This window comes from Gemmatimonadota bacterium, from assembly GCA_040882465.1.
Lineage (GTDB): Bacteria > Gemmatimonadota > Gemmatimonadetes > Longimicrobiales > Gaopeijiaceae > JBBEBG01.
In genome coordinates, this window is sequence record JBBEBG010000028.1 from 14,776 (window position 1) to 27,433 (window position 12,658).

General features: G+C 67.5%; 10 protein-coding genes. 1 reads left to right on the forward strand and 9 read right to left on the reverse strand.

What is annotated here, in order from left to right; genetic code table 11:
* The first annotated feature begins 140 nt into the window (after window positions 1-140).
* A complete protein-coding gene (gene aroF, locus WEG36_10225) occupies window positions 141-1,157 on the forward strand; it encodes a 3-deoxy-7-phosphoheptulonate synthase (GenBank protein ID MEX1257984.1) in 1,017 nt (338 codons plus the stop codon).
* Here the strand turns inward: aroF and argH are convergent.
* The 9 genes from argH to WEG36_10270 all read right to left on the reverse strand — a co-directional run bounded on the left by argH (window position 1,154) and on the right by WEG36_10270 (window position 12,629).
* Window positions 1,154-2,542 carry an argininosuccinate lyase gene (gene argH / locus WEG36_10230; GenBank protein MEX1257985.1) on the reverse strand — a complete coding sequence of 463 codons (1,389 nt, stop codon included), beginning with the start codon at window positions 2,540-2,542 and terminating at the stop codon, window positions 1,154-1,156. The genes aroF and argH overlap by 4 nt on opposite strands.
* Before the next feature lie 39 nt (window positions 2,543-2,581).
* Window positions 2,582-3,829, reverse strand: a complete 1,248-nt coding sequence (locus tag WEG36_10235) for an argininosuccinate synthase (GenBank protein ID MEX1257986.1) — start codon at window positions 3,827-3,829, stop codon at window positions 2,582-2,584.
* Between the two features lie 218 nt (window positions 3,830-4,047).
* Complete coding sequence (locus tag WEG36_10240) at window positions 4,048-5,235, reverse strand: acetylornithine transaminase (GenBank protein MEX1257987.1); 1,188 nt, start codon at window positions 5,233-5,235, stop codon at window positions 4,048-4,050.
* 5 nt (window positions 5,236-5,240) lie between these two features.
* A complete protein-coding gene (gene argB / locus WEG36_10245; protein MEX1257988.1) occupies window positions 5,241-6,002 on the reverse strand; it encodes an acetylglutamate kinase in 762 nt (253 codons plus the stop codon).
* Window positions 5,996-6,973 carry an N-acetyl-gamma-glutamyl-phosphate reductase gene (gene argC, locus WEG36_10250; GenBank protein MEX1257989.1) on the reverse strand — a complete coding sequence of 326 codons (978 nt, stop codon included), beginning with the start codon at window positions 6,971-6,973 and terminating at the stop codon, window positions 5,996-5,998. Before argC ends, argB begins: the two co-directional genes overlap by 7 nt.
* Before the next feature lie 134 nt (window positions 6,974-7,107).
* Window positions 7,108-7,566 carry an arginine repressor gene (gene argR / locus WEG36_10255; protein ID MEX1257990.1) on the reverse strand — a complete coding sequence of 153 codons (459 nt, stop codon included), beginning with the start codon at window positions 7,564-7,566 and terminating at the stop codon, window positions 7,108-7,110.
* A gap of 2 nt (window positions 7,567-7,568) precedes the next feature.
* The gene (locus WEG36_10260) at window positions 7,569-7,967 is read right to left on the reverse strand and encodes a thioredoxin domain-containing protein (protein ID MEX1257991.1); all 399 of its coding nucleotides are present in this window, start codon (window positions 7,965-7,967) and stop codon (window positions 7,569-7,571) included.
* 146 nt (window positions 7,968-8,113) lie between these two features.
* The gene (locus WEG36_10265; protein ID MEX1257992.1) at window positions 8,114-10,912 is read right to left on the reverse strand and encodes a TonB-dependent receptor; all 2,799 of its coding nucleotides are present in this window, start codon (window positions 10,910-10,912) and stop codon (window positions 8,114-8,116) included.
* 118 nt (window positions 10,913-11,030) lie between these two features.
* Window positions 11,031-12,629, reverse strand: coding sequence for a peptide chain release factor 3 (locus tag WEG36_10270; GenBank protein ID MEX1257993.1), 1,599 nt, complete (start codon window positions 12,627-12,629; stop codon window positions 11,031-11,033).
* Between the last annotated feature and the right edge of the window lie 29 nt (window positions 12,630-12,658).

Genomic DNA, 12,658 nt, shown 5'->3' on the forward strand with positions numbered 1-12,658 from the left:
ACCACTCTCGACCTCGCGCGCACTTCGCGCGCAGCTTCGGCGGACCATCGGCTCCCGGGCCCTCCGGAAGCCGTTTTTTTCGCCCGGGAGCCTCCGGTGCCCAGGATAGCCGCCTTCACCACTCCAAGCGACCTGCCCGAATGATCATCGTGACCCGCGTCGGGGTGACGGACGAGGAGCTCGACCAGATCCGCGAGCGCGTCGAAGCACTGGGACTCCGCACGCACATCTCCCGCGGGGAGAGCCGCACCATCGTGGGGTGTATCGGGGACGAAGAGCGCCTCCGGCACGTCCCTCTTCTCGCACTCCCCGGGGTCGAAGCGGTCCATCCCGTCGTGCGCCCGTACAAGCTCTCGGCGCGGGAGTTTTCGGCCGGGCCAACGCGAATTCCTCTCGGGGAAGCGGAGCTCGGCGGATCGGAGGTCGTCGTCATCGCCGGGCCCTGTTCGGTGGAAGGCGAGGAGATGCTCCTCGAAACGGCGCGGGTCGTGCGCTCCGTGGGTGCACGGGCGCTCCGCGGCGGGGCCTTCAAGCCGCGAACCTCTCCATATTCGTTCTTGGGGATGGAAGAAGCCGGTCTCGAAATCCTGGCGAAGGCACGAAAGGAGAGCGGTCTTCCCGTCGTGACCGAGGTCATGGACACCCGCCAGGTGGAAGTCGTGGCGGGATTCGCGGACATCCTCCAGGTCGGCGCGCGAAACATGCAAAACTTCGCCCTGCTGAGCGAAGTCGGCCGCGTGCACCGACCCGTTCTCCTCAAGCGTGGGCTCGCCTCCACGATCAAGGATCTACTGCTTGCCGCGGAATACGTGATGAAGCAGGGGAACATGAAGGTGATCCTCTGCGAGCGTGGAATCCGGACCTTCGAGACGGCCACACGGAATACGTTCGACGTCTCCGCGATCCCCGTCCTGAAGAGGGAGACCCATCTGCCCGTCATCGCGGACCCCTCACACGCCGGTGGACGGCGGGACCTCGTCGCCCCGCTCGCCTTCGCCGCGGTCGCGGCCGGCGCGGACGGCCTCATGATCGAGGTGCATCCCCGTCCGGACGAGGCGCTTTCGGACGGCGAGCAGTCGCTCGACTTCGAGGATTTCCGATCGCTGATGACGGCGCTCCGCCCGTTCGCGGAAGCCGCCGGGCGCACCTTCGCCTAGAGCAGAAGGCGCGCCGCGTCGAGCTGGGCGAGGACCGCGCGCCGGCTCGTCCCCCCGGGCACGTCCCGCGCTTCGACGGACCTCTCCCAGTCGAAGAACTCGCGCACCCCGGACCCGAACGCCGGATGGGCGCCCACGAAGACCTCGTCGGGGAGCTCGGCGAGGCCCACGCCCCGGTCCTCCGCCTCTCGCACGAGCTCGCCGACGATCTCGTGGCTGCGCCGGAAAGGAACCCCCGCCCGGACCAGCACGTCGGCCAGGTCGGTCGCCAGGAGCTCCGGGTCGCGGGCCCGTTCGATCCCCTCCGCCCTGAACTCCGCGCTCCGGACCGCTCCCGCCAGCGCAGGGAGGGTCAACGCCAGCGTGTCCACCGTGTCGAAGAGGAAACGCTTCTCCTCCTGCAGGTCCCGATTGTAGCCTGTCGGTAGCCCCTTCAAGAGGGTCAGGAGGCCCGCGAGGTTGCCGACGAGCCGCCCGCTCTTCCCCCGCGAGAGCTCCGCGACGTCGGGATTCCTCTTCTGGGGCATGAGTGAAGAGCCGGTCGAAAATCCGTCCCCGATCCGGAGGAAGGAGAACTCCCTCGACGAGAAGAGGATGAGATCTTCGCCGAGTCTCGAGAGATGCACGCCCGTGACCGCACCCCCGAAGACGAGCTCCGCCGACCAGTCCCGGTCGCTCACGGCGTCCATGGAATTTTCCGAGATGGCGTGGAAACCGAGATCCCTCCGGAGGGCCTCGCGGTCCACCGGAAACGGGCAGCCGGCGAGCGCGCCCGAGCCGAGGGGAAGTACCCCCGCTCCCACTGCCGCGCGTCGGAGCCGCTCGCGGTCGCGCGCGAGGGGCCAGAAGTGGGAGAGAGCCCAGTGGGCCGCGCGGACGGGCTGGGCCTGTTGGAGATGCGTGTAGCCGGGAAGGATGAGATGCATCCCCCGCCCGGCGAGCTCGACGAGAGCGGCTCCCAGATCGCGGAGGAGTGAATCGAGCCGGGAGGCCGCACCCATCCCCCAGAGGCGGAGGTCGGTCGCCACCTGGTCGTTCCGCGACCGGCCGGTGTGCAGCTTTCCCGCGACGTCCCCGACCTCTTCGCGAAGGAGGCGCTCCACGAGGGAGTGGATGTCCTCATCCGATGCGCCCGTGGGGATTCCGGGCTCGAGATGAGCCTCGACGGCAGTGAGCCCCTCCTCGATCCTCGCGCCCTCTACGGCGGTCAGGACGCCGGCGCCGACAAGAGCCCGCGCCCAGGCACGGCTCCCCCGGATGTCCTCCCTCCAGAGCCGTCCGTCCACGTCGAGCGAACGGTTGAGCGGCTCCATCTCGGGCGCGAGACCCTCCCGGAATCGTCCGCCCCAGAGCCCACCCTTCCCCTCCCCTTCGCCTGCGCCCACGGGAAGCTCCCTTCGGAAGAGTTGGTCAGGTCACCGGTCTCAGCTCGCGCCCGTGAGCTGCCGGATGAGGTTCTCGACGTCTCCGGGCTGGCCGCCGGGAAGAGGCGCGACTCCACTCCGCAAGGGGAGCCCGAAGAGCCGGATGAATCCCGCAGAATCCTTCTGGTCGTAATCTCCGCCCTCCCCGAAGGTCGCGAGCGACCCGTCGTAAAGCGAGTGCGGGCTCTGGCGCCCCACGATCCGGATCCCACCCTTGTACAGCCGGAGCCGGATGGAACCGGTGACCCGCTTCGCGAGCGCGCCGACGAGAGCGTCGAGCGCTTCCCGCTCGGGCGTCCACCACCGGCCCTCGTACACCAGGTCCGCGTAACGCGGCGCCAGCTGGTCCTTGAGGGCGAGCGACCCGCGGTGGAGCGTCAGTTGCTCGAGCTCCTGGAGCGCCGTATAAAGAAGCGTTCCGCCGGGGGTCTCGTACACGCCGCGCGACTTCATCCCGACGAGACGGTCCTCCACGATGTCGGCGCGGCCGATCGCGTGCCGCGAACCGATCTCGTTGAGGAGCTGAAGGAGCGCGATCGGAGCGAGCGCGGCGCCGTCCACCGAAATCGGAGTCCCTTCCTCGAAGCCGATCTCGACGACCTCCGACTTGTCCCGCGCATTCTCGGGGGAGAGGGTCCAGAGGAACATGTCCTCGTCCGGTTCGTACCCGGGGTCCTCGAGCGGACCGCCCTCGTGCGAGATGTGCCAGAGATTCTCGTCGCGAGAGTAGAGCTTCGTCTCGTCCACCTGAAGGGGGATCTTCCGCGCCCGTGCGTAAGCGAGCGCATCCTCCCGCGAGTGAATTTCCCATTCGCGCCAGGGGGCGATGACCTTGAGCTGCGGCGCCAGCGCCTGGAAGGTCAGCTCGAAACGGACCTGGTCGTTTCCCTTCCCCGTGCATCCGTGCGCCACCGCGTCGGCCCCGATCTCGAGTGCGACTTCCACCTGCCGCTTGGCGATGATCGGTCGGGCCATCGAGGTCCCGAGGAGGTACTTCCGCGCGTAGATCGCCCCGGCGCGAAGCGTGGGCCAGATGTAGTCGCGGACGAACTCCTCGCGCAGGTCTTCGCCGAAATAAGACGACGCGCCGGTGGCCAGCGCTTTTTTCTCCAGCCCTTCCAGCCCACCGCTCTGGCCGACGTCGGCGGCCATGCAGATGACCTCCGCATCATAGGTCTCGCGGAGCCAGGGCACGATCACCGACGTATCGAGCCCGCCGGAATACGCCAATACGATCTTCAGAGACATGAGCATTCGCTCCGGTTCGCGACTTCTGATCCATCCCCCGCCCGGGTCCTCCGGGCGCGGCGTTTCCCCCCCCGCGACGCCGGGGACGCACGCATAATAATACAATATACTTGTATTAAGTACCCAAGGACAAGGAGTGCCGGGAGGCGGAGGCCTTCGCCGCCCCCGGGGTGACGCGGGGCCCGAGTCCAGGCGGGCGGGCCGAGGGGAGACGTCGCCTAAGCGAGGACTTCCTCGAGAATCGAGACGGCCCGCTCGATCTCCGTGTCGGACACGGTGAGCGGCGGAAGGAGGCGCACGACGTGCGACCCCGCGGGGACGGTCAGGAGGCCGGCATCCCTCGCACCGGCTACGACCGGGGCGGCCGGCTCCATCAGGTCGATCCCCCAGATGAGTCCCCGCCCCCGCACCTCGCGTACGGTCGAGGGGTATCGGGAACGCAACTCTTCGAGGAGGGCATGGAGGTGGGCTCCCTTCCGCACGACCTCCGCGAGGAACCCGGGTTGGCTCACCGTTTCCACCACCGCGATCGCGACCGCCGACACGAGGGGGCCACCGCCAAAGGTGGTCCCGTGGTCGCCGGGAGACATCGCGTCCGCGATCTCGGCGGACGCGAGGACCGCGCCCATGGGAAGGCCTCCGCCCAGCGGCTTCGCGAGACAGAGGAGGTCCGGGCGGATTTCCGCTGATTGGTGGGCGAAGAGGGTGCCTGCGCGTCCGAGCCCGCATTGCACCTCATCGAGGATGAGGGCGATTCCCCGCTCCCTCGTCCATTCCCGAACCGTGCGCAAAAGATCGTCGCCGAGGAAGCGGATCCCGCCCTCCCCCTGAATCGGCTCGAGGATGACCGCCGCCGTCAGATCCGGATCGAGGGTGGCCGAGACCGCCTCGAGGTCCGTCGGATCCACGAACACCGCCCCCGGCATGAGCGGTTCGAAGGGGCGCCGATAGTCGGGACGATCGGTGACCGCGAGGCTTCCCCAGAGCCTCCCATGAAAACTCCTGGAGAAGGCGACGATCCGGTGCTTGTCGTCGCCGCCACGGAGCTTCGCCCACTTCTTGGCGAACTTGAGCGCTCCTTCGACGGACTCCGCGCCCGAGTTGCAGAAGAAGACCCGATCCAGCCCCGATAACCGGGTGAGAATCCGCGCCAGCTCTTCCGCGGGCGCGGTTCGGAAGAGGTTCGATGCGTGGATGAGCCCGGTTTCGAGCGCCCTCTCGATCGCTTCGAGGATCACGGGGTGGCCGTGACCGAGCGCGTTCACCCCGATTCCGGAGGTGAAGTCGAGGTAACGCCGCCCGGTGTCGTCGATCAGGTCGGTGCCGTCGCCCCGGACGAAGAGGACGTCCGGCGTGCGATAAACTCCGATCAGGGCCGCGCGCGGGTCGGTCGTCGAAAGGGTCATCGGGGTCAGGCCCGGGCCGAGGAGGAAGACGCCGCGGCGCTCCGGATCCAGGTGCCGGGGCTCCCGGAGAGAAGTCCCTCGTCGCCGATCCGGACCTCGACCCCGGCGGCAGCCGCGCTGAGCGCCTGCTGAACCTTGACCTTCATCCCTCCTGCGATGATCCCCCGCGCCGCGAGATCCTCCGCTTCACGTTCGGTCAACGACCCGAGGAGCTCCCCGTCGGCGAGAACGCCGGGGACGTCGGAGACGAGAAGGAGCCGGTCCGCACGAAGCTCGCGCGCGAGCGCGATCGCGGCTTCGTCCGCATTGACGTTGAGCGGGCGCCCCTCCAGGCCCCTGGAAACCGGGGAAACGACGGGGGTGAAGCCCCCGTCGAGGAGGACCCGCACGGGGGTCGGATTCACGCTCCGCACCGTACCCACTTCTCCGAGGCGAGCCGGATCCAGCGGGATCGCGTCGAGGAGCCCTCCATCTTCGCCGGAGATCCCGAGTGCGGGACGCCCCGCGCGGTCCAGCGCCTCGGCGACCCGCTTGTTGACCCACCCGGAAAGGACCATCGCGGTGACCTGGAGACCGTCGCCCCGCGTGACTCGAAGGCCATCCGCCCACTCGACGGGCACTCCGACGCGGTCGAGCCAACGCGAGATCTCCTTCCCACCGCCATGCACGACGACGAGATCCCCGGGGAGGGCGGCGAGCACCTGGAAAGGCTCGATCGCCGGCCCGCTCTCGAGCCATGCGCCCCCGATCTTGACCACGGTCAGCACCGGAGCCCCCGGTCCATCGGCCACCCCTGCATGAGGTTCATGTTCTGGACGGCCTGACCCGCGGCGCCCTTCCCCAGATTGTCGAATGCAGCCACGGCCGTGACCACGGACGGGGCGACGCGTGCCACCTCGGACGCTCCGAGCGAAAGGCGATCGGTGTGAACGACGCGAGCGAGATCCGGGAGCCCCGCGTCGAGGACCTCTACGATCGCGGATCCCGCGTAGGCGTCTCTCCAGGCCTTTCGCAGCTCTTCGGCTCCGACCCCCTCCTTCACCGGGACGGTGATCGTTTCCAGAATCCCGCGCGCGACGGGGAGGAGGTGGGGCTGAAAGAGGAGGGATCGCTCGGGTAGGAGCGAACGCATCTCCCTGAGGTGCCGATGTTCGTTTCCTTCCCCGTAGGCGCGGAAGTTCCCCGAAACTTCGGCGAAGAGAAGATCCGCTCGCGGGGTCCGTCCCGCGCCGGTGACGCCCGAAGCGGCGTCCACGACGGTCAGCCGTCCTTCATCCACGATCCCGGCGTCGCGAAGGGGAAGGAGCGCCAGGAGGACCCCGGTGGGATAACATCCGGGATTCGCGACCCGACTCGCGCGTTTCACTTCTTCGGCGTTTCTCTCCGCGAGGCCGTACACCCATCCCGCTTCACGGCCCGATCCGGGGCGGTGGTCAGCCGTCAGGTCCACGACGGAATGGTCGCCCTGGAACCCCGCCACCCAAGTGGCGGCGTCACCGTGCGGAAGGCAGAGGAAAACCAGATCCACTTCGGAGGTCGGCGCCTCGTCGGGATGCACGAAGGTGAGCCCCGGAATCCGGGAGGGTTCGCCGGCGCTCGAACGGGAGGTTGCGAATCCCACCTTCACATGCTCCTGCCCCGCGAGAAGGCGAAGGAGCTCGTCGCCGGTATACCCGGTGCCGCCGAAGACGCCGACGCGAAGTGGCGCGGTTGCGGGGACCCTGGAAGCCATGCGCATAACTATACGATTTCGTCTCGGACGAGCAACCCGGGGCGGGAGGCCCGCCGAGGTCGCGCGCGCGCCACGCGCCGGAAGGGGCCGGAAGGGGAAGGAGTCCACGGGAGAGTGCCCGCCCCGGCTCGAGCGCCGGCTCAGCCCCCCCGGACCCCCGCGATTTGCTCGATGCGCTTCTGCACCGCTCGCAAATGGCGGGCGTGGCGCAGCACGAGGAGGACGGTGTCGTCCCCGGCGAGTGTGCCGAGGACTTCCGGCCACTCCTCCCAGTCAATGGCCGACCCGACGGCTTGGGCGCCCCCCGTCATGGTGCGGAGAACGAGGAGATTCCCGGTCCCCTCGGAGGACACGTAGAGGGTCGGAAGGAGCGACTCGAGCGGCGGAGTGTTTTCCCACTCCTCCGGAAGCGTGTAGTGTGAAACTCCATCTCCGCCCGGGATCTTCACGAGCCGGAGCTCGCGCACGTCACGGGAAAGAGTGGCCTGGGTGACGTCGAAGCCGGCCTTTTTCAGCCGCTCGCGAAGGGCCTCCTGGCTACCGATGCGGTGCGCCCGCAGGAGCTCGAGAATCGCGGCCTGCCGTTCCCGCTTCGCCACGACTAGTTCCTTTGGGCCGGATCGGTCCGTGGTGACGCGCGGCCTGCGGCGTCGGCCATCGCTCGAAGGCGTTCGGGCTCGACCCCCACGCTTCGCGCCCTCTCCTCGCCGGATTCGAACAGGAGGACGATGGGGACGGTTGCGATCCGATAACGATCCGCCAACGAGGGGACCCGATCCACGTCCACGGTGCGGACCTGCACTCGCTCCCTCCCTTTCTCGGCGATTTCGTCCAGGTAGGGATAGAGCCAGGCGCAGGGCGCACACCAAACCGCGGTGAATGCCACGATCGTCGGAAGCTCGGAGCCGAGGACCGAATCGCGGAACTCTTCTTCGCCGGTCACTTCACGGTCGGGGGGCGCGCCCTCACCTCCTGACGACTCATGAATCCGCTCCGTCACGGCCCCTTCTCCCCCCTTGGAGTCCCATTCCGAGGCGGAGTCCTCCGCGCCGGCACGGTCCCCGGGAGCACCCCCGGGGAGGCCCTCCGGTTCCCCGGCGGGGAGGAAGAAGCTCCGAACTCCGCGGCCGGCGCGGAGCTTCGGCGTCAGAATTCGTAGCGGACGCCGAGGAGGCCCATCCGCCCGATCTCCGGGACGCCCGGGAAGCTCCGGTATGCCTCGCCGAGGAGGTTCTGGACCGAGAGCTGGATGCTCGCGCCGGGGAGGGCCGGCACATCGTAGGCGAGGTTCAGATCTACGAGTGTGAAGGACTCGACGCAGGGCTCGGTCACGGCGGGGGCGTCGGGAAGGCAGGCCGTGGCCTCGTAGACGCCGGAGCTCGCCGGAAATCCACCGGAGAAGCGGGCCCGCACCTCTCCGAAGATCCCCCGGACCGAGTCGTCGTACTTCACCGCAAGACTTCCCTTCTCCTTCGGTGCGTTCAGGACGACGATCTCCCCGCGGTCCGTTTCGAAGGCGTCGTCACTCACGAAGGAGGCGCTCCCGGAGACCGCCCAGAGATCCGTGAGGAGGAAGGTGGCCGAAAGATCGAGTCCCCAGAGTTCGAGCTCGTCGTCCACGTTGGTGTATGTCGCGAGAAGCTGGGCTCCGTTCGCATTCACGTCCGGAGAGGAGACGACGCCGAGTGGGACGGCGGCGAGCCCCGCGGCGATGGCGCGGGCCACAGGCTCCGCGTAACCTTGATTCACTAGGCCATCCACGACCAGAGCCTCTACGTCCTCCCGATTCAGGGTGATGAAGGGTGTCTGTACGGTGAGAGGCGTGACGAAGTTCTTCCGCTGGGAATACCAGAGATCGCCGGCGACGAGGGCGCGCCCGCCGATGAGTCCGCGGTATCCGAACTCGTAGGTAGTCTGCGTCTCCTCTCGTATCGGATCGAGGTCCGGAAGGCTCAGCGCGGCCAGCGGGAAAGCGATCCCCGAAGTAGGATCGGCGGTGAAGCTCGCCCTCAACACCGCCGGCGTCGGTTGGAGGCTGAGGAGGTAGTCGCGCGTCACGTCCGGAAGGTCGGCCAGCTGGACGGCTACGTTCACGGCCGCGGCCCAGTAATTCGCGGCCGCCGCGGCTGGAATCAGGTCCGTCGGTCCTCCCGCCAGCACCGGAGTGAAGGGCGACCTCATGAGGTACGAGCCATCTTCCTGCGCGAAGGCGAATCCCTCCGTCCCGGTCCCCTGAACCCGGATGGAATACCCGAGCTGTCCCGCCGCGGCGAGCCGAGCGGGCATCGGGGTGCCGAGGTCGAGAAATTGATTGAGCGAGCTGGGCGTCGAGAAGGCCCGATTGAAGGTGAGGCGGAAGGCCTGCGTCTGGTCCGGCTGGAAGACGAGAGCCGCGCGCGGCGAAAACACCTGGGACGGGAGAGCCGAATGGTCGTCAACCCGCCCCGCGAGCACCAGGCTCAGCCTCGAGGTGAGCCGCGTGTCGGACTGGATGTACGCACCCACCTCGCTCGTCTCGTCCCTCTCCTCGTAGATCCCGTTGATCGTGCCTTCGGTGCGCGGCAGGGTGAAGATGTAGTCCACCCCGTAGGTCAACGATTGCCGCGGGGTGAGGACGCTCCGGTGCTGGAGCTGGCCCACGAACATCAGCGAGCGGTCCGAGATGGGCGTGCCATTGCGGAGGAGGAAGGTGTCTCCCGCATCGCTCTGGTTGAGATAGACCTGGGCAAAGAAACGCTCCCAGTTCAGCCGAGCCTGGAGGAAGGTGTACCGCCAGTCCCGGGCCTGCCCCGCCCCGAGCCCGGTCAGCTCGATCTGGCTGGCGGCGTTCATCAGGCCGGCCGTGAAGACGGCCGTCGCGCTCTCCGACACGGCCCAATCCGCGCGAATCTCCCCTCCCCATCTCTCGACCTGATAGTCCCGGTCGCCGATGCGAGAGATCCAGAGATTCGCTTCCTCCGCATCGATTCCCGCCGCGCGCATCAGGTCCTGCCGCCAGAAGTCGGGATTCGAGGCGAATTTCTGCTCCTCCGCCACCTCGGCTGGATCGACGTATTCCCACTCGTCGGCGCGGAGATATTGCCCCGAGATTTTGATCCCCAGCCCCTCCGCGGGCTGATGCGAGGTCCGAAAGATCCCCGAGAACGTGCCCCGCTCTCCCCCCATCAGCCGCACGGATGTCCCCGTCTCCGCGAGTGGAGAGCGCGTGATCATATGGAGCACGCCGTTCGCGGTGTTCGGGCCGTACAGCGCCGCTCCGGGCCCCAGGACGACTTCGATCCGGTCAATGTCCTCGTCCGTCGCCGGCACGAAGCTCATCACATTGACCCGGAGGGAGGGCACCCCCGCGATCCGGTGGTCGGTGAGGGTGTGGAGGGCACCGGAGAAGATATTGTTGAAGCCACGGACCACGACGTTCGTGGACTGCACGCCCTGGGTGATGATGTCCACTCCCGGCGCCGACCGGAGATGGTCCACCGGCGTCATGGTCGGGCGCCTCCGAATCGCCACCTCGGAGATCACCTCCACATGGGCGGGCGCGCCGATCGAGCGCTCGGGCACGCGCCCCACCGAAACCGTCACCGTCCCGAGGTCTATCGTCTCCCACGGGATCGCGAAGTTCGCGACGACGACCTGATCGGCCACGACCTGCACGGTCCGGAGACTTTGCGTCCCGTATCCGATTCCCGAGACGGTGATCGAGTAGCTTCCCGGGGGGACGGTGAGCCGGTAGCGCCCCTCGCCGTCGGTAACCGACGACTGGGCTTCCCGTGCTTCGGCGTCCACTGCCGCGACGAAGGCCGTCGTCACGGGGCGCCCCGTGTCCTCGTTCGTGATCTGCCCGGTGATCGTCCCCTGCTGAGCGTCGAGCGCCCCCGGGTGCCCTGCCAGAATGAGCCCAAGCAGGAAATAGGCTGTGAGGCGCGAAGGAGGGAGCGGGCGCATGGAGGCCTCTCGGAAGGGGAGAGAGCATGGGGAGAGCTCGAACGGCGATCCCACATTGAAGTGTAGGGTGGCCCCTTTCCACTTGCAACGCCATTCTTGGGAGAAGGGGTCTCCGGCCTTACTCCGTCGCCATGCTGCGAAACTCGAGTGCCGGCTCCCGTTCCTCTGTGGACCGGCGCACCCATTCGCTCCGGAAGAGGAGGAGCGGCCGTTGGTGGCGGTCGCGGACGAGCGCGCAGTCGTATCCGGCGGCCACACGCCGAATCTCCTCCTCCGGCCCGAAGATCCAACGCGCCTCCCGGTACGGCATGGGCTCCAGGCGGCTCTTGACCCCGTATTCGTGCTCGAGCCGATGGAGGAGGACCTCGAACTGGAGGGGTCCGACCGCACCGACGACCTGCCCGGCTCCGGCACCCCCCTCGGGAAAAAAGACCTGAATCGCCCCTTCCTCCGAGAGCTCGAGAAGCCCGTTGTCGAGATGTTTTCGCCGCAACGGATCCGACACCAAGATCCGCGCGAAGTGCTCGGGCGAAAAAGCGGGAATGCCCGTGAACTCTAGCGCCGGATCGGCGGCCAGGGTGTCTCCGATGCGGAGGCTCCCGCGGTCATGGATGCCGACTACGTCTCCGGGCCAGGCCTCATCCATAGCCTCGCGCTCCTGGGCGAAGAATTGCTGGGGACGCGTCAGCCGGATCGCCTTTCCCGAACGCGTGTTCGTGACCGTCTCCCCTGGCTCGAAACGTCCTGAGCAGACACGCGCGAAAGCGGTGCGGTCGCGGTGCTTCGGATCCATGTTCGCCTGGATCTTGAAGACGAAGGCGCTGAACCCAGGATCCAGAGGAGAGACCTCCCCGTCCCGCGTGGCACGGGAGCCGGGCGCTGGCGCCTCTTGCAGGAATCGCTCGAGGAAAGGGGCGACGCCGAAGTTCGTGAGCGCGCTCCCGAAAAAGACGGGAGAAAGCTCCCCTCTCAAAAAAGCATCGCGGTCAAAGGGGACCCCCGCCGCGTCGAGGAGGTCGAACTCTTCCGTGAGGCGGGACTTGGCGGCCTCTCCGAGAAGCTCGGCAACGCGCGGATCCGCGAAGTCGGAGACCTTCTCCGCGAGCCGGCTCTGCCCATGGTCCACACCCCTCTCGAAGAGGCGGAGCGCCCGCGAATGCCTTTCGTAGACGCCGAGAAAAGTCGTGCCGTCCGTAACCGGCCAGTTCACCGGGGCGCAACGAATCCCGAGGTCGGCCTCGACGTCGTCGAGAAGCTGGAGAGGGGGAACGCCGATCCGGTCACACTTGTTCACGAAGGTGAAGATCGGAATCCTACGGAGCTTGCAGACTTCGAAGAGCTTGCGGGTCTGCTCTTCCACCCCCTTCCGATTGTCCAGGAGCATCACGGCCGAGTCGGCGGCGATGAGGGTCCGGTAGGTATCTTCGGAGAAGTCCTGGTGACCGGGCGTATCGAGGAGGTTGATGCGGAAGCCTTCGTACTCGAAGTGAAGGACACTCGAGGTGACGGAGATCCCCCTCTCCCGCTCCATCTCCATCCAGTCGGATGTGGCGTGGCGCGCGGCCCGGCGGGCCTTCACCGACCCGGCGAGATGGATCGCACCTCCATAAAGAAGGAGCTTTTCCGTGAGCGTCGTCTTGCCCGCGTCCGGGTGACTGATAATCGCGAATGTCCTTCTGCGCTGAACCTCGCGCTCGAGGTCGGACGGTTTGAACACCCGGTGCTCCAATGGGGATGCGAATCTTG